Source organism: Pseudomonas sp. AC247, from assembly GCF_979258015.1.
Map to the genome: position 1 here is coordinate 4,728,730 of NZ_OZ409829.1, position 17,403 is coordinate 4,746,132.

Annotated in this window: 16 protein-coding genes; 10 read left to right on the forward strand and 6 right to left on the reverse strand. The window is 60.9% G+C overall.

All coding sequences use genetic code 11. The features are described from left to right. The first annotated feature begins 84 nt into the window (after nucleotides 1–84). Both ACZZ0B_RS21555 and ACZZ0B_RS21560 read left to right on the forward strand, forming a co-directional pair. Nucleotides 85–744: a hypothetical protein gene (locus tag ACZZ0B_RS21555; RefSeq protein WP_463546197.1), complete on the forward strand. Its 660-nt coding sequence runs from the start codon at nucleotides 85–87 to the stop codon at nucleotides 742–744. Then, nucleotides 738–1,853 carry a hypothetical protein gene (locus ACZZ0B_RS21560; RefSeq protein ID WP_463546198.1) on the forward strand — a complete coding sequence of 372 codons (1,116 nt, stop codon included), beginning with the start codon at nucleotides 738–740 and terminating at the stop codon, nucleotides 1,851–1,853. The genes ACZZ0B_RS21555 and ACZZ0B_RS21560 overlap by 7 nt, the downstream gene beginning before the upstream one ends. Here the strand turns inward: ACZZ0B_RS21560 and ACZZ0B_RS21565 are convergent. Together ACZZ0B_RS21565 and ACZZ0B_RS21570 are read right to left on the reverse strand one after the other, a co-directional pair. Then, a complete protein-coding gene (locus ACZZ0B_RS21565; RefSeq protein WP_463546953.1) occupies nucleotides 1,841–2,734 on the reverse strand; it encodes a hypothetical protein in 894 nt (297 codons plus the stop codon). The two genes, ACZZ0B_RS21560 and ACZZ0B_RS21565, sit on opposite strands and share 13 nt — an antisense overlap. Before the next feature lie 14 nt (nucleotides 2,735–2,748). Beyond that, entirely contained in the window at nucleotides 2,749–3,627 is an 879-nt protein-coding gene (locus ACZZ0B_RS21570) for a metal-dependent hydrolase (RefSeq protein WP_463546199.1), read from the reverse strand. A 104-nt stretch (nucleotides 3,628–3,731) separates the two neighbouring features. On the opposite strand from ACZZ0B_RS21570, the gene ACZZ0B_RS21575 reads away from it, so the two are divergent. The 5 genes from ACZZ0B_RS21575 to ACZZ0B_RS21595 all read left to right on the forward strand — a co-directional run bounded on the left by ACZZ0B_RS21575 (nucleotide 3,732) and on the right by ACZZ0B_RS21595 (nucleotide 9,476). Next, nucleotides 3,732–4,661, forward strand: a complete 930-nt coding sequence (locus ACZZ0B_RS21575) for a fatty acid desaturase family protein (protein ID WP_463546200.1) — start codon at nucleotides 3,732–3,734, stop codon at nucleotides 4,659–4,661. After that, a complete protein-coding gene (locus ACZZ0B_RS21580; RefSeq protein ID WP_463546201.1) occupies nucleotides 4,661–6,262 on the forward strand; it encodes a GH3 family acyl-acid amido synthetase in 1,602 nt (533 codons plus the stop codon). Before ACZZ0B_RS21575 ends, ACZZ0B_RS21580 begins: the two co-directional genes overlap by 1 nt. Further along, on the forward strand, nucleotides 6,247–7,332 hold the full coding sequence (locus ACZZ0B_RS21585) for a Rieske 2Fe-2S domain-containing protein (RefSeq protein ID WP_463546202.1): 1,086 nt from the start codon (nucleotides 6,247–6,249) through the stop codon (nucleotides 7,330–7,332). The genes ACZZ0B_RS21580 and ACZZ0B_RS21585 overlap by 16 nt, the downstream gene beginning before the upstream one ends. A 137-nt stretch (nucleotides 7,333–7,469) precedes the next feature. Further along, nucleotides 7,470–8,222: a sulfate transporter CysZ gene (cysZ, locus tag ACZZ0B_RS21590; protein WP_008085023.1), complete on the forward strand. Its 753-nt coding sequence runs from the start codon at nucleotides 7,470–7,472 to the stop codon at nucleotides 8,220–8,222. A 54-nt stretch (nucleotides 8,223–8,276) separates the two neighbouring features. Then, complete coding sequence (locus ACZZ0B_RS21595; RefSeq protein ID WP_463546203.1) at nucleotides 8,277–9,476, forward strand: glycosyltransferase family 4 protein; 1,200 nt, start codon at nucleotides 8,277–8,279, stop codon at nucleotides 9,474–9,476. 108 nt (nucleotides 9,477–9,584) lie between these two features. Here ACZZ0B_RS21595 and ACZZ0B_RS21600 read toward each other — a convergent pair whose 3' ends face one another. The 3 genes from ACZZ0B_RS21600 to ACZZ0B_RS21610 all read right to left on the reverse strand — a co-directional run bounded on the left by ACZZ0B_RS21600 (nucleotide 9,585) and on the right by ACZZ0B_RS21610 (nucleotide 11,972). After that, nucleotides 9,585–10,688 (reverse strand): NADH:flavin oxidoreductase, encoded by a 1,104-nt coding sequence (locus ACZZ0B_RS21600; protein WP_008085025.1) that lies wholly within the window; start codon nucleotides 10,686–10,688, stop codon nucleotides 9,585–9,587. A 193-nt stretch (nucleotides 10,689–10,881) separates the two neighbouring features. Continuing rightward, on the reverse strand, nucleotides 10,882–11,364 hold the full coding sequence (locus tag ACZZ0B_RS21605; RefSeq protein ID WP_008085026.1) for a glutathione peroxidase: 483 nt from the start codon (nucleotides 11,362–11,364) through the stop codon (nucleotides 10,882–10,884). Between the two features lie 122 nt (nucleotides 11,365–11,486). Then, nucleotides 11,487–11,972 carry an FKBP-type peptidyl-prolyl cis-trans isomerase gene (locus ACZZ0B_RS21610; protein WP_008085027.1) on the reverse strand — a complete coding sequence of 162 codons (486 nt, stop codon included), beginning with the start codon at nucleotides 11,970–11,972 and terminating at the stop codon, nucleotides 11,487–11,489. Between ACZZ0B_RS21610 and ACZZ0B_RS21615 the strand changes: the two genes are divergently transcribed. The 3 genes from ACZZ0B_RS21615 to ACZZ0B_RS21625 are packed head-to-tail and all read left to right on the forward strand — an operon-like array spanning nucleotide 11,941 to nucleotide 15,333. Further along, complete coding sequence (locus ACZZ0B_RS21615; RefSeq protein ID WP_463546204.1) at nucleotides 11,941–12,267, forward strand: DUF3565 domain-containing protein; 327 nt, start codon at nucleotides 11,941–11,943, stop codon at nucleotides 12,265–12,267. The two genes, ACZZ0B_RS21610 and ACZZ0B_RS21615, sit on opposite strands and share 32 nt — an antisense overlap. Nucleotides 12,268–12,327: 60 nt before the next feature. Continuing rightward, a complete protein-coding gene (gene pta, locus ACZZ0B_RS21620) occupies nucleotides 12,328–14,427 on the forward strand; it encodes a phosphate acetyltransferase (protein ID WP_440093217.1) in 2,100 nt (699 codons plus the stop codon). Further along, nucleotides 14,428–15,333 (forward strand): acyltransferase, encoded by a 906-nt coding sequence (locus ACZZ0B_RS21625; RefSeq protein ID WP_463546205.1) that lies wholly within the window; start codon nucleotides 14,428–14,430, stop codon nucleotides 15,331–15,333. Nucleotides 15,334–15,503: 170 nt separating this feature from the next. Here the strand turns inward: ACZZ0B_RS21625 and cysN are convergent, their stop codons facing one another. Next, on the reverse strand, nucleotides 15,504–17,402 hold the full coding sequence (gene cysN, locus ACZZ0B_RS21630; protein ID WP_463546206.1) for a sulfate adenylyltransferase subunit CysN: 1,899 nt from the start codon (nucleotides 17,400–17,402) through the stop codon (nucleotides 15,504–15,506). Nucleotide 17,403: the final 1 nt, after the last annotated feature.

Sequence of the window (17,403 nt, forward strand, 5' to 3'; positions counted from 1 at the left end):
TTGCTTGCGATGCCGAGGGTCTCCATGCGTTTGAGCGCAACGTCCGTTGAATGCTCCGATCTGCATCCACATGAAATCAACCGGATGTTCGAGATTTATTCGGCGTCCTACTGCGACACCTCTCGCCCGCAGTTCGAACAGGATTTGCAGGACAAGACACACTGCATCGTGTTGCGTTGCGCGGATCAGAGCATCGTCGGTTTCACCACCCTCAAACGCTATGAGCGCACGTGGTGCGGGCGCCCGATCAGGGTGATTTTTTCCGGCGACACCATCATTGACCGCGAACACTGGGGCAGCCAGCAACTGGCCTTCGCGTGGATGCGCCTGGCCGGCGAGATCTGGCTGGAGCAACCTGACATTCCCCTGTACTGGTTTCTGATCTGCAAGGGCCACCGCACCTATCGCTATCTGGCCGCCATGGCACTGAACTACGCGCCCCGCGCTGGCGCCGTGACGGACTCTGCGGTTCAGGCACTGGCCGATTATCTGGCAGTGGATCGTTTCGGCGAGGCCTATGACCCGGCAACAGGCGTGCTGTCTTTCAAAGTGCCGCAAGGTCGGCTGACGACCGAGTTGGCACACGTCCCGGCGCCGCACTTGCGTCTGGATAACGTCGCGTATTTTCTGCAGAAAAATCCTCATTACGCGGCAGGCGATGAACTGGTCTGCCTGTGTGAATTGCACCCCGATAACCTGCGGCCCATGGCGCAGCGTCTGTTCGCCGCTGCACAACCATGCTGATCCGCCAGGCCTGCGCGGCGGACAACCAGCGACTGCTGGATTTTCAGGCGCTGCGGGCCATGCAGGGTGGTTTGCCAATGCGTTTCGATCGCGGGCCGGACTACTTTGCGCTGCACCGTTGTCATGCCAGCGACCATCGCACCTGGCTGGCCGAGAACGAGACCGGTGATCTGAAGGGCATCGCCAGCCTGGTGGTACGCGAGGGTTATCTTCAGGGTGACATTCAGCCCGTGGCCTATCTGGGGGATTTGCGACTGGTGCCTGATCGACGCCTGTCGCTGTCGTGGATGGCCGAGGTCAAAGTCCGTCTCGCCGCACTGGCCGCTGAAACGGGGGTGCAGCATGCCTATTGCTGTGTCATCCGCGACAACCGTCTCGCCACACAATCATTGCTCGGCGGACGGCGCGCCAATCCACTCGGGCTGGCGCGCTGGCGGGGTTACAGCAACGTCGCCGTGTATGCCCAGCGTGGCTGGACAAGCACCCCGCGAACGCCGGACCACGTGCGCATCGTGCAAGCGCAGCCGTGTCACGCCGACGCACTCCGGGCGTTTCTCGACCGCGAGTCGGCAGCTCAGCCCTTCGGCAACGTCTTCAGCGAGGCGCAGTTTGCCAGGCGCCTGGAGACCTGGCCGGACTTCGGTCTCTCGTCATTTCTGCTGGCACTCGACGCCCGAGACAATCTGCTGGGCTGCGTCGCGCCTTGGGATGCCGGGCGGATCAAGCGCGTGGTGCTTGAGACCTTGCCGCTGCCCCACCAGGCCCTGCGCCTGGCGTTCAACACCTGTGCGCCGCTGTTGGGGCGCCCCGCCATTGCCGCGCCCGGCGAGGCGTTGCGCGACGTTTATCTGACCCACCTGCACGTCCGCCAACGCGACCCGCAGATCTTCGCGGCACTGCTGGACGCGGCGTGGATGCGCGTTCGCGGTCAGTACGCATTGATGCAACTGTGCCTGTATGACCATGACCCATTCTGGCTGGCCATGAAGCGCTATCGCGCCGTGTCCATTGCCATGGACTTGTACACCGCGCCTTGCGTGGGCAATGCCACGGCGTTGACGCCGCAGGATGCCGAGCGCATCCCGGGCTTCGAAATCTATTTGGTCTGAGCGCAACCGTGGACGACATCCAACAGCGTCAACCAGAAACGCGTGGCGTCAAAGCCACCGCCGCCCAGCACCGGTTGACCGTGATCGAGCCGGGGCAGGCAGATCTGCGGCATGCCCGCGATGCGTTGATGTTCGAGGTAAAACTGGCCGTCATGGGCGCAACCCGGGCGTCGCGCATTGAGGCGGGCATGATGGGTATCGAAGCGTGAACTGGGGACGGTGCTCCAACTGATCACGTGCAGGCATTGCACGTCGGCGGGCAGGTGTTCGAGCAGGTCGCTGATGTGCGGGTCGCGCAGACTGCTGATATCCCGTGCGCCAGCGGCCACCCAACGGGTTTTCGCCAGCACTCGGCGAACGCGATCGAACGGATAGTCGAGGTTCGACTGCCCTGCGCTGCAAGCCAACAGGTCATCGATGACCGTCGACGGACCTGTCGGTGGTTGCACCAGCACCACACCGTCACACGCCTGGCGCAACAGGTTGTTCTGTGCCAATGCCGCGAGCGCGTCGAGCCCACCCTTGCTGTGCGCCAACACGACAAAGCGTTGCCCCTGCCTGAGTTGAGCCGTCAACACCTGACTGATATGTCGGCCCTGCGCCATGACGCCGCGAGAGGAACGCACGGGCATGCGCAAAACCGGATAGCCCAGGCGCCGCAACGTCCGCGCACAATCCTGAAAACAGCCGGGCAGCCATTCGGAAAACAGCCCGGCCACCAGTACCACCAACGTGTCCTGGGAAAGGCTGAGCATGGGCTTGTGCCAGGACGCGATAAATTGCTCCGTGCAGTCCAGCAATGCGTCGGGCGCGACGAATTCGGTCGCCGGAAAATGCCGTGACCACTCGGCAAATCCCTCAGGTGTCCAGGCGGGGGTCATCGCCGAAGGCCCTTTCATGGTGTGCGCCCAGCGTATTCGTCGAGGGTTTGCCGCGCCGTTGCCAACGCTTCACGGGTGTCGAGGTGGTTGGGGTGAAACCCCGGAATGAACCAGGCCAGCCATTTCGGAAACACCCGGGTCAGCGGGCCGGGACGGACGAATAACCAGCCGAGCAACCGCAGCCATTCGCGCCCGTTGCGGCGCTGCCCATCATTGCCTGCCAGTCGGTAAATGAAATACAGGACATCGATGGCAAAGTAGCCCGTCATGATCAGCATGACCCCGCAGCGCATCAGGTATCGCCGCAGCGGATTGCTCACCACCACGCCCAGCACATCGTAGGCAACGGCCTTGTGTTCGGTTTCTTCGATCGCATGCCAGCGCCACAGCATGGCCATCTTCGTATCGGCGCCTTCAAGGATCGCCGGATGACGCAGCAGTTGATCGGAGAGGATCGCGGTGAAATGTTCCAGGCTGGCCGTCATGGCCAGGCGCATCGCCGGGGAAAATTTATTGCCCACCTCCTGACGACGCATCAGCAATTGTTCCAGCGCATCAATCGGTGCGCCTTGGGCCGCGAGCAGCCGGTTGTACGCGCGATGTTCGCGAATATGCGACGCTTCCTGAAACACGAACGCGTCAACCGCCTGGGCCAGCGCTGGATGTTTTTCGAGGGCTTGGCGAAAGTGCACGACACTGTCGATGAAGAGTTTTTCGCCGAGTGGAAACATGATCGACAGGCCATCGAAAAAGCGCGTGACGTGCGGCCAGCCACGATACCAATAGCGCGGAACCTGCTCATCGAGCGCGAAACGCATGTCGCGTCGAGGGATGTCTGCGCCAGCGGGTTTCGTCGCCGAGCGTCTGTTCAGAAGGTGTTTTAGATACGACATACAGTGTTCTGCAGTTCCTCGTTGCCCTGACGCGCCAGCAATTGATCATTAGCGAAGCGATCAGGGCGGTATACTTTTTCGACTCGACCTATCAAGGAGCCCATATGCGCAGTTCCAGTGACATTTCGCAAACGCGTCGTTTCGACGTGGCCAATCTGTGCGTGCTGGCGCTGCAAACGCTGTTGTGGGGCGCGACCCTGACCTGGCTTTCCCACACTGAGGCGGGCGGGCTCAAATGGCTGGTGCTCATCCCGTTCTGCCTGGTCATGCAAGGTGTCTTCTCGATGATGCACGAGTCCTTTCATGGCCTGGCGCACAGTCGCAAGCCCCTCAACTACTTCGTCATGTGGTGGGCTTCTACCCTGTTTGGCGCTTCGGCGACGCTGATCCATATCAATCACCTGGGTCATCATGTGCGCAATCGTACACGCGCAGAACTGGCCGACTTCGCGGTCGCGGATGAGTCGCTGTGGCGCAAGCGCATCGAGTACTACTTTGCGGTGCTTGGCGGTATCTGGCTGGCGGCGTTTGTCGGCAGCCTGTTATTGCCGGTGCTGCCGGCGCGCATCACGGACAAATGGTCGCAAACCGCAGAGGTCAACACCTACGCCGCCGCCTTCAAGGACTTTTCCAGCGCCGACTTCAAGCGTATCCGCGTGGAAGTCATCGCCAGTGTCGCCGCGTGGTTATCGATCGGATTCTTGCTGGGATGGACGTGGCAGGTGGTGCTCATCGCCTACCTTGCTTTCGCCTTTTCCTGGTCGTCGCTGCAGTGGGTGTACCACATGCGCACACCACTGGACGTCGTCGAGGGCGCCTATAACCTGCGGGCCCCGCGGCTGGTGCGCTGGGCGTTTTTGAACTTCAACTACAACCTGACCCATCATCGGCACTCGGCCATGCACTGGCAGCAAATGCATGCCGCCTCCAACCTGAAGGAAACCCGGCCGCTGTGGTATGGCTGGCTGCAGGTTTTCCTGCCGCCGCAGCGGTTACCCGATGATTTGTCGCAACTGGACAAGACCTACTTCTGATGAGCGCCAACATGGATGTGAAACGCGCGCTGTGGCAGACCTTCCTCGAGCACGCCAAGCCCACGCTCGATCAATGGCACGCGCAGCTCGAGCAACCGCAAGCAACGCAAGAGCGCTTATTGCAGCGCCTGCTCGAAGCCAATCGCGATTGCGCATTCGGCCGCGCCCACGACTTTGCCCGACTGCAGGACTCGACGCAGTTTCGCGATAACGTACCGGTTCACACCTACGCGCAACTGCAGCCGTGGATCGAGCGCGCGCAACAGCAATCCGCAGCGATTCTGACCACCGACACACCGCTGTTCTTCGAGCGTACGAGCGGTAACAGCGCGCTGCAAAAAGCGATTCCCTACACGCGCGCCTTCCTCGCAGAAATGCACAGCGCGCTGACCGTGTGGCTCGCCGACATGCATCGCCAGGTGCCGGGCATCAGTCATGGCTCGAGTTATTGGTCGATGTCGCCGCCCCTGCAAATGCCCGTGGCCGGGCCCAATGGCATTTGCCTCGGGTCGGCCAGTGATCTGGAGTATTTGAGCGGCAGTCATCTGGCCGGTCTGGCCGGGACGTTGCTGATTCCAGAGTTTAACGGTGCGCAGTCGCAATGGCGCCGCCAGACCCTGCTGGCCTTGCTGGCCGATGCTGATTTGAGTTTTATCAGCGTGTGGAGCCCAACCTTTCTGACCAGCCTGTTACAGCCACTGTTCGACGCCGAGACACCCGAACAGCTGCAGACGTTTGCCTGGCTTGAGGCCGCCCTCCCCGCGCCGCGCCGCTCGGCGCTACGCCGCGCGCGCGCCCAGGGTGACTGCAGCGGATTATGGCCACGCCTGGCCGCCGTCAGTTGCTGGATGGAAGGGCCGAGTCGCCACTACTTCACGCAACTGGCCGCGCGTTTTCCGCAAACGCAGTGGCTACCCAAAAGTCTGTTTGCCACCGAAGGCGTCGTCAGTGTTCCCTTCGGCGACGGACCGGGTTGCCCGTTGGCGATCGGCAGCCATTATCTGGAATTCCTCTGCGAAGACGGCAGCCTGCGCCATGCGCATTCATTACGCCTGGGGGAAACGGCGCAGGTGCTGCTGAGCACCGGCGGCGGTTTGTACCGCTACGCACTGGGCGATCGGGTCCGCGTCGTCGGCATGTCGGGGGCCACGCCACGGGTCGAGTTTGTCGGCCGTGCCACGGGCACCAGTGATCTGGTCGGAGAAAAACTCGATGAACACGTCGTGCAGAACCTGTTCGAGCATTGCCCGGCCACCCAGGGCGGCGCCTGCCTGATCCCCAGCGCGTATGCTTCACCACCGCATTACACGGCGCTGGTGGCGATGCCCCGAGACCTTGATGCCAATGCCCTGGCACTGACGATCGAGGCGGCACTGGCCGACGCCTTTCATTACGGCCAGGCACGCCAGCTCGGGCAACTGGGACCGGTGCAGGTGCGCCTGCTCGACGGCGGCGCTGATCAACTCGCGCAGCTGCTGCAACAGGCGGCGGAGTTGAGCGGCATCCGTGCGGGCGACTTCAAGCCGCGCGCACTTATTAATCGGCTGGAGACAGCTCAAGCCCTTCTCGCTCTGACGGAAAGCTCATGTCGGTACCTTTGAACAACCTCCTCGAAACACCCGACGACGCGACCCTCGAACAATGGTATGTAGCCTGCGCACAAAAAGAACTGCGCAAAAACAAACCTTACCGGGCGAAGATTCTGGGTCTGAACCTGGTGCTTTTTCGTCAGCGTGACGGCCGGGTAGCGGCGTTGCTCGACCAGTGCGTGCATCGCGGCACACGCCTGTCGGCGGGCAAGATTGCCGACGATTGCCTGGTGTGCCCCTACCACGGCTGGCGCTACGACGCTGAGGGCCAAGTGGTGCACATCCCCAGCGTCGGCAAGAAGTCGTGCACTTCGACGTCCCCCGCGTATCGCTACCGCCAGCGTCACTTTGCGGTGCAGGAACAGGACGGGCTGGTCTGGGTCTACACCGGCACAGGCGACCCGCAAAGCAAAACCGTATTCAAGCTCCCGGTCTACGGCGAAAAACCCTGGCAGTCCTATTTCATGATCAACACCTTCGAGGCCGACGTCGGCAGCCTCGTGCAGAACTTCATGGACGTGCCACACACTGTTTTTGTCCACGAGGGCATCTTCCGTTCCAGCAGCGGGCGGGCGATGGAAGCCACGCTCGCGTGTAAAGCGCAGAGCATCGAAGTGACGTATCACGATGACGGCGACAAGATCGGTTTGATGAACTGGCTGAGCAACCCCGACGGCGAGCCGCTGGTGCACACCGATCGTTTTTTTGCGCCCAACGTCACCCGCTGCGACTATCGGTGGGGCGAGCGTTCGGCATTCTTCATCATCAGTCAGATCACGCCCATCGACTCACGCCAGTCGCGCGTCTACACCTACATCGCCTACCGCTTCCGCCTACCCCGCTGGGTGCTGGGCCTGTTGCGGCCGTTCATTCATCTGTACACCCACATCGTGATTCGCCAGGACGTGAAAATCATTCAGGCGCACCGCCAAGGCCTCGACAATGTCGCCGATTTCAAACCGTGCAACGTGCAGGCCGATGCCGTGCATATCGGCGTCGACCAGCTATTGGCCGCCGTGAAACGCGGAGAAGCGCTACCGCCGGCACAACGCCGTGAATCGCGGATACGCTTTGAACTCTGAGGGCGGACGCTGAACGATTCACTGACGAATAGCGTCCCTCTGATCTTGTTACAGTGAATGTCGATCGCTCTGCCGTGCTTTCGCAGCCTTTGCAAAGTCGGTAAGGTCGGCGCGTTTTCCCTTGCTCGGAGCACCTTATGCCCGCCCCTGTTCTGTCCGGCCCGCAATACCTGCGCGAAGGCCTCAAACTGGTTCTCAGCCCTGGCCTGCGCCTGTTCGTGTTGTTGCCGCTGGCGATCAACCTGGTGCTGTTCGTCGGCTTGATTTATCTGGCCGGCCACCAGTTCAGCCTCTGGGTCGATACGCTGATGCCATCGCTGCCGGAATGGCTGAGCTTCCTCAGCTACATCCTCTGGCCCTTGTTTGTGGTGCTGGTGGCGCTGATGGTGTTTTTCACCTTCACCATGCTCGCCAACGTGATCGCCGCGCCGTTCAACGGCTTTCTCGCGGAAAAAGTCGAAGTGGTGGTGCGCGGCACCGATGACTTCCCGGCGTTCAGTTGGGGCGAGTTGATCGAGATGGTCCCGCGCACCCTCGCCCGGGAAATGCGCAAGCTCGGCTACTTCCTGCCACGGGCCATCGGCCTGTTCATTCTTTCGTTCATCCCGATGGTCAACATCATCGCCGCGCCGTTGTGGCTGCTGTTCGGCGTGTGGATGATGGCGATCCAGTACATCGACTACCCGGCGGACAACCACAAACTGGGCTGGAACGAAATGCTCGCCTGGCTGCGCCAGAAGCGCTGGCAGAGCATGAGTTTTGGCGGCATCGTCTATCTGGCGCTGCTGATTCCGGTGGTCAACATCCTGATGATGCCGGCGGCTGTCGCAGGCGCGACGCTGTTCTGGGTGCGTGAGCGTGGTGCCGAGAATCTGGTGACTCAGCGCTGAACCGGCAACAGAGCGCGCGTCACAAATCCATCATCCGAACGTCACAAGCACGACATGGCCTCAGCCGACACTGAGGTCATGACGACAGCTCTACACATCACCCTCATCAGCGAAACCTTCCCACCGGAAATCAACGGCGTGGCCAACACCCTTGGCCGCTTGTGCGATGGCTTGCGCGCGCGTGGGCATCAGGTTGAACTGGTGCGCCCGCGTCAGGCCGGCGATCCGCAGCGCAGTGACGATGAGGCGCTGCTGCTGTGCCGAGGTTGGCCGCTGCCGGGTTATCCGGGGTTGCAGTGGGGGCAGTCGTCGATGCACAAACTGCTGCGGCGCTGGAAGCGCCAGCGCCCGGACGTGTTGTACATCGCCACGGAAGGGCCACTCGGCCTGTCGGCGTTGCGGGCCGCGCGGCGTTTGGGGATATCGGTGGTCAGCGGGTTTCATACCAACTTCCAGCAATACACCAGCCAGTACGGTCTCGGTTTGCTGACCCGGATGCTCACGCATTATCTGCGCTGGTTTCACAATCGTTCAGCGCTGACATTGGTGCCGAGCGTCAGCCAGCGGCTGGAACTGGAGCGGCGGCATTTCGAGCGGTTGGCGTTGTTGTCGCGAGGGGTCGACAGCCAGTTGTTTCATCCAAGCAAACGGTTGAACGCTTTACGTGAGCAATGGGGCCTCAACGAGCGCGATATCGCGGTTATTCACGTAGGACGCCTCGCTCCCGAGAAAAACCTCGGCCTGCTCAAGCGCAGCTTCGAAACACTGCGCAGCACTTATCCACAGCGTCATCTGAAACTGATCATCATCGGTGACGGGCCGCAACGCGTGGCGCTGGAAAAGGACCTGCCCGAGGCGATCTTCTGCGGCGCACACCGTGGCGAGGCATTGGCCGCGCACTATGCGTCGGGGGATGTGTTTGTGTTTCCGAGCCTGACTGAAACCTTCGGCAATGTCGTGCTGGAGGCATTGGCTTCAGGGTTGGGGGTGGTGGCTTACGATCAAGCGGCGGCGGCGCAACACATTCGCCACGGCTACAGCGGCGTGCTGGCGATGCCGGGGGATGAGCAGGCGTTTTGCGATGCGGCGGTGTGGTTGCTGGAGGAAGATGAGCGGTTGCGTTGTGTGCGGCTGAATGCGCGGCAGCATGCGAGTCGCCAGGGGTGGCCGGCGATTATTGAGCAGTTTGAGAGCCATTTGCGTGGGGCTTGTGTGGGGGAGCAAGTGGTGCCGAATGCGCAGACATTGCCTTGAGTTCAGGCGACTCGGAGACCGTCATCGCGAGCAGGCTCACTCCTACAGGGGAACGCATTCCAATTGTAGGAGTGAGCCTGCTCGCGAAGGGATCATTGAGAACGCCGCTTAAACCAGGGTCATCAACGCCTCACGGCTGAACGGCAGGATGTCCTGCTCGCGCCCTTCGCGGACTTTCAGCGCCCAGTCCGGATCAACCAGCAGCGCACGCCCCACCGCCACCAGATCGAATTCCTCTTTGTTCAGACGCTCCAGCAGGTTTTCCAGGCTGGCCGGTTGCGCGACCTTGTCGGTGTTGACCATGAACTGCAGGAACTCGCCGTCCAGACCAACACTGCCGACGGTGATGGTTGGTTTGCCAGTCAGCTTGCGCGTCCAGCCCGCCAGGTTCAGCTCGGAACCTTCGAACTCCGGCTCCCAGAAGCGGCGCGTCGAGCAGTGGAAAATATCCACACCTGCGTCAGACAAAGGCTTGAGGAATTCGCCCAGCGCTTCCGGCGTTTGCACCAGACGTGCGGTGTAATCCTGCTGCTTCCACTGCGAGAAGCGGAAGATGATCGGGAAACCTTCGCCGACCGCCGCACGCACCGCCTGAATCAGTTCGATGGCGAAACGCGAGCGGTTGGCCAAGTTGCCGCCGTACTCGTCGGTGCGCTGGTTGCTACCTTCCCAGAAGAACTGGTCGACCAGGTAACCGTGGGCGCCGTGAATCTCGACGCCGTCCATGCCGATGCTTTGTGCATCCTTGGCCGCTTGGGCGAAGGCTGCGATCACGTCCTGGATGTCTTGTTTAGTCATGCCGTGCACCACGACCTGACCGTCCTTGAGTTTTTCCGACGGGCCGTAACCCGGCACGCTGGCGTCCGGCTCGGTGCCGATGCGGCGCACACTGCCGACGTGCCACAGTTGCGGAACGATCTTGCCGCCTTCAGCGTGAACGGCGTCGACGACTTTTTTCCAGCCGGCCAAAGGCGCGTCGCCAAAGAATTGCGGCACGTTTGGGTAGCCATTGGAGGCGATGTGACCGACGGTGGTGCCTTCGGTGATGATCAGGCCAACGCCTGCGGCCGCACGACGGCGGTAGTACTCAATGACTTTCGAATTCGGCACGCCACCCGGGGAGAAAGAACGGGTCATCGGCGCCATGACCACGCGGGTCGGCAGTTCGAGGGCACCGAGGTGGAACGGTTTGAACAAGGCTTGGACAGGCATCGGGAGGCTCCACAGAGATAACTTTATGACGGCGATAATATGGAGAGCCGAGGCCTTTGAACAGCATTATTGATTTCGGTGATTAAGGATTAAAAGACGCAACGCAAAAGATCGCAGCCTTCGGCAGCTCCTACATGGGATAACGTTTCCCTGTAGGAACTGCCGAAGGCTGCGATCTTTTGATCTTGCTGTTTCAGCTCAGCGCTTTTTCAATCGCATGCACAATGGTCGGATCATCCGGCGCCGTGCGCGGCGAGAACCGCGCCAACACGCGGCCGTCCTTGCCGAGCAAAAACTTCTCGAAATTCCAGGTGATGTCACCGGGAAACTCCGCGCCCTCGCCCGCCAGCAAGCGGTACAACTGATGACGATCATGACCGTTGACTTCGAGCTTGCTCGACAACGGGAACGTCACGCCATAGTTGAGGCTGCAGAAATCCTGGATTTCCTGTTCAGTGCCAGGTTCCTGGCCGGCAAACTGGTTGCATGGCAGGCCGAGCACGCTGAAACCTTTGCCCTTGAACTGCTGATAGAGGTTTTCCAGCGCCGCATACTGGGGGGTCAAGCCGCATTTGGAGGCGACGTTGACCACCAGCACGACTTGGCCCTTGAACGGTGCCAGCGGTAGCTCCTGACCATCCAGGGCTGTCAACTTAAGGTCGTGAAAAGCACTCATGACGAACTCCAAGATTCCCGTGTTCTACTCGAAACAGCCACTTGGCGAGACCACCAAGGACAGCCGCGGACTAAAAAGGCGCCCGCAGGCGCCTCTCCAGTACTCGAAGCTTAGCGCAGAAATCAGTGGTGATGGCCACCTTCGCCATGGACGTGGCCATGAGCGATTTCTTCTTGGCTGGCGTCACGGATGTCAACGATCTTCACTTTGAAGTTCAGGCGCTGACCAGCCAACGGGTGGTTGCCGTCGACAGTCACGTCGTCGCCGTCGAGGTCACGGATGGTGACGATTTGCATCTGGCCGTCCGGCGCCGAAGCGTGGAACTGCATGCCGACTTCCAGCTCGTCAACGCCTTCGAACATGCTGCGGCTCAGGGTGCTGACCAGCTCGGCAGCGTATTCGCCGTAAGCGTCTTCCGGTTCAACGGAGACTTCCAGCTCGTCACCAACAGCTTTGCCATCCAGCGCTTTTTCCAGGCCCGGGATGATGTTGCCTGCGCCTTGCAGGTAGACCAGCGGAGCGCCGCCGGCGGAGCTGTCGATGACCTCACCAGCGTCGTTGGTCAGGGTATAGTCGATGGAGACAGCCTTATTGGCGGCGATCAGCATGGGGCGAGACCTTTTGCATAAGAATATAGAAAGGCCAAGTTTAGCGAAGCAATCGCGCGAAAGCGAACACAACCCGGACAAACGGGTTTCGACGCTCACAGGCTTGCATCAGGACGAAGACGGTCATTGGGTCGCCGAGCTTTCCTGCGGCCACACCCAGCACCTGCGCCACCAGCCGCCGTGGCAATCACGCCCCTGGGTGCTGGACCCGGCGCAACGTATTGAAAAAATAGGCCAACCCTTTGCCTGCGGTTGGTGCGCACAGGGCTCGGTTAGCGATAACCTTGGCGACTGAATTTCGGTAGGCGATCACGTATAGATTGCCGCCATTGCCATGCAACTTTAGAGAATTCGCATGCAAACTTTTTTTATCGCCCCCACCGATTTTGGCGTGGGTCTGACCTCCATCAGCCTCGGGCTGGTGCGCACGCTTGAGCGAGCGGGCCTGAAAGTCGGGTTCTTCAAACCGATTGCGCAGCCGCACCCGGGCGACACCGGCCCCGAGCGCTCCACCGAACTGGTGGCCCGTACTCACGGTTTGAAACCGCCGCAACCATTGGGCCTGGCGCACGTCGAGCGGATGCTCGGCGACGGCCAGCTCGATGAGCTGCTCGAAGAAATCATCACCCTGTATCAGCAAGCCGCCATCGGCAAGGACGTGCTGGTGGTCGAAGGCATGGTGCCGACCCGCAGCGCCAGCTACGCCGCGCGGGTCAACCTGCACTTGGCCAAAAGCCTCGATGCCGAGGTGATTCTGGTCTCGGCGCCGGAAAACGAAGTGCTCGCCGAACTCTCCGGTCGTGTCGAATTGCAGGCGCAATTGTTCGGCGGGCCGAAAGACCCGAAAGTCCTTGGGGTGATCCTCAACAAGGTCAAGACCGAAGAAAGCATGGACGCCTTCGCCGCGCGTCTGAAGGAACATTCGCCGTTGCTGCGCAGCGGTGATTTCCGCCTGCTCGGTTGCATTCCCTATCAGCCGGAACTCAACGCACCACGCACCCGCGACGTCGCCGACCTGATGGGCGCGCAAGTGCTCAACGCCGGTGATTACGAAACCCGGCGGATGACCAAAATCATCATTTGCGCGCGGACCATGCGCAACACCGTCGAGCTGCTCAAGCCCGGTGTGCTGGTGGTGACCCCGGGTGATCGCGACGACATCATCCTCGCTGTCAGCCTCGCGGCGATCAACGGCGTGCCGCTGGCCGGCCTGTTGCTGACCAGCGACACCCTGCCCGATCCGCGCATCATGGATCTATGCCGGGGCGCGTTGCAGGCCGGTCTGCCTGTGTTGTCGGTGAGCACTGGCTCGTATGACACCGCCAACCTGCTCAACGGTTTGAACAAGGAAATCCCGATCGATGACCGCGAGCGTGCGGAGATCATCACCGACTTCGTTGCCAGCCATCTCGACGCCAAATGGCTGCACCAGCGCTGCGGCACGCCACGGGAAATGCGCCTGTCGCCAGCGGTGTTCCGTTATCAATTGATTCAGCGCGCGCAGGCGGCGAACAAGCGCATCGTCCTGCCCGAAGGCAGCGAGCCGTTCACCGTGCAAGCGGCGGCGATCTGTCAGGAGCGCGGGATCGCCCGTTGTGTGTTGCTGGCGAAACCGGAAGACGTCGAAGCCGTCGCCCGCGCCCAAGGCATTACATTGCCGCCAGGGCTGGAGATTCTCGATCCGGACCTGATCCGCGAGCGCTACGTCGAACCGATGGTCGCCCTGCGCAAAACCAAAAGCCTCAATGCACCGATGGCCGAGCAGCAACTGGAAGACACCGTGGTGATCGGCACCATGATGCTGGCGCTGGATGAAGTCGACGGATTGGTTTCCGGCGTGATCAACACCACCGCCAACACCATCCGCCCGGCCCTGCAGTTGATCAAGACCGCACCGGGCTGCACGCTGGTGTCGTCGGTGTTCTTCATGCTGTTCCCGGAAGAAGTGCTGGTGTATGGCGACTGTGTGATGAACCCGCATCCAAGTGCCACCGAACTGGCCGAGATTGCCCTGCAAAGCGCCGACTCGGCGGCGGCGTTCGGTATTACGCCGCGCGTGGCGATGATCAGTTATTCCAGCGGCGAATCGGCCACGGGCGAAGAAGTCGAGAAAGTCCGCGAGGCCACCCTGCTCGCCCACGAACAACAGCACTCGCTACTGATCGACGGCCCGTTGCAATACGACGCCGCGGCCAACGCCGAAGTCGCCCGGCAACTGGCACCGAACAGCCAGGTCGCCGGTCGCGCCACGGTGTTCGTGTTCCCGGATCTGAACACCGGCAATACCACGCACAAAGCCGTGCAACGCAGCGCCGATTGCGTCAGCCTCGGGCCGATGCTGCAAGGCCTGCGCAAACCGGTGAACGATTTGCCGCGCGGCGCGCAAGTCGATGACATCGTCTACACCATCGCCCTTACCGCGATTCAAGCCGCCAACCGACCTATGGATGTGTAAATGCTGGATTTTCTACCTGCACCCGTGCGCGGCGTGATCGCCTCGCTGCTGTTGGCACTCAACACGATTCTGCTCTGCTCGTTTCTGTTCTGCGTGGCGCTGGTCAAGGCCTTGCCGTTCGCCTTCACCCAACGCATCGCCGGTTGGCTGATGAGCCACACACACGAAGCGTGGATCAGCAATAACAAGGGCTGGATGAACCTGGTACGCCGCACGCGCTGGCACATCAGCGGCCTGCAAGGTCTCGACTACCAGCACTCGTATCTGATCACCAGTAACCATCAGAGCTGGGTCGATATTCTGGTGCTGCAATACGTGCTCAACCGCCGGATTCAGCCGCTGAAGTTCTTCCTCAAGCAGGAGCTGATCTGGGTCCCGGTGATTGGTCTGGCGTGGTGGGCGCTGGGCTTTCCGTTCATGAAGCGCTACTCCAAGGCCTACCTGGCCAAGCACCCGGAGAAGAAAGGCAAAGACCTCGAAACCACGCGCAAGACCTGCGCGAAGTTTCGCCATAACCCGGTGGGGATTTTCAACTTCGTCGAAGGCACGCGCTTTACCGACGGCAAGCATGCACAGCAGCAATCGCCGTTCAAGTATCTGCTCAAGCCCAAGGCTGGCGGGATTGCCTTTGTGCTCGATGCGATGGGCGAGCAGTTGGAGTCGATCGTCAACGTGACGATTCACTACCCGGCCGGGCGCCCGGGCTTCTGGGATTTGCTCTGCGGCAATGTGCGCGACGTGGTGGTGCACTTTGAAGAGCTGAAGATTCCGCAGCAGTTCATCGGCAAGAACTACGATCAGGACGGCGAGTATCGCCTGCAGTTCCAGGGCTGGATCAATCAGCTGTGGCTGGACAAGGATGCGCTGCTGGAACAGATGCACCGCGAATACCCAGACAAGCTCTAATCCCCTGTAGGAGTGAGCCTGCTCGCGATAGCGGTGGATCAGCCACCAACAATGTTGAATGACACACCGCTATCGCGAGCAGGCTCACTCCTACAATTGACCGAGTTGGCCCGAATAAAAAAGCCCGCCGATGATTGCTCATCGGCGGGCTTTTTATTTGTCGCTAACGCTTAAATCGCGCCACGCTGACGCAGCAGATCCAGCACTTGCTTGACGCTTTCTTCCACACTCAGCGTCTGCGTGTCGATCACCAGATCGGCATTCAGCGGCACGTCGTACGGGAAGGATTCGCCCGGGATGTTGTCGCCAGCGGCGGCATACAGGCCTTGCGGATCACGCTCGGCGCAGACGGCCGGCGAGGCCTGTACGTAGACGGTCAGCAGACGATCCTTGCCGATCAGGTCCTTGGCCTGTTCACGCCCTTCAGCGCTTGGCGCGACAAACGCAGCCAACGTCACCAGACCGGCTTCGTTGAACTGGCGCGCCACGTGTGCAGCACGACGCCAGTTCTCGGTACGGCCGATACGATCCTGTGGCAGACCTTTGTTGAGGTCGTGACGCAGGTTCTGACCATCCAGCACAAACACCGCACGGCCCATGTCGAACAGCTTGCGCTCGACCGCATAGGCCAGCGTGCTTTTGCCCGCGCCCGACAGACCGCTGAACAGCACGGTGGCCGGTTGCTGGCCGAAGCGCTGAGCACGTTCCTCTGTCGCAACATGCGCCAGTTTGCCGTGGTGCGTGGCAGTGCCATGCGTCACTGGCTGCGCGACGATCATGCCGGCGCCGACGGTGCCGTTGGTCAAGCGGTCGATGATGATGAACGCGCCGGTGGTGCGGTTGCTCTCGTAACCGTCGAGGGCGATCGGCGCGTCGAGCGCGATCTTCACCTTGCCGATTTCGTTGAGCTGCAACGCGCTCGCCGGGCCTTCTTCCAGGGTGTTCACATCAACCTTGTTAACGATGCTGGCAATCGAGCCCGGCACGTAACTGGTGGCGCGCTTGATGTCGTATTTCTTGCCCGGCAGCATCGGCTCTTCAGCCATCCACACCAGCATCGCTTCGAAGCTGTCGGTGACTGGCGGCACGTTGTCGGCGTGCACCAACAGGTCACCACGGGAGATGTCGATTTCGTCTTCCATGGTCAGCGTCACCGCCTGACCTGGACCTGCATGTTCCAGCTCACCTTCGAAAGTGACGATGGATTTTACGCGGCTGCTCTTGCCCGACGGCAGCACCACGACTTCGTCACCCTTGTGCACGATGCCACTGGCCAGCGTGCCGGCGAAACCGCGGAAGTTCAGGTTCGGACGGTTGACGTATTGCACCGGGAAACGCAGATCGGTGAAGTTGCGATCGCCCGCGACTTCCACGGTCTCGAGGATTTCCATCAGCGACTGGCCTTTGTACCAAGGCGAGCGCTCGGACTTGTTGACCACGTTGTCGCCTTTGAGGGCAGACATCGGCACGAAGTGCATGCTGGTCGGCTTCATCTTCAAGCCTTCGGCGAACTTCAGGTAGTCAGCCTTGATCGACTCGAACACGCCTTCATCGAAGTCTTTCAAGTCCATCTTGTTGATGGCGACGACGATGTGTTTGATCCCCAGCAACGAGGCGATGAAGCTGTGGCGACGGGTCTGGGTCTGCACGCCGTAACGCGCGTCGACAAGGATGATCGCCAGGTCACAGGTGGAGGCACCGGTGGCCATGTTGCGGGTGTACTGCTCATGGCCAGGCGTATCGGCGATGATGAATTTGCGTTTGGCCGTGGAGAAATAACGGTAAGCGACATCAATGGTGATGCCCTGCTCACGCTCGGCCTGCAGGCCATCGACCAGCAATGCCAGGTCGATGTCGTCACCGGTGGTGCCGACTTTCTTCGAATCGCGGGTGATCGCTTCCAGATGATCTTCGTAGATCATTTTCGAGTCGTGCAGCAAGCGCCCGATCAGGGTGCTCTTGCCGTCATCGACGTTACCGCAAGTCAAAAAGCGCAGCAGCTCTTTACGTTCGTGCTGGCCCAGGTAGGCGAGGATGTCCTCGCTGATCAAATCAGATACGTGCGACATG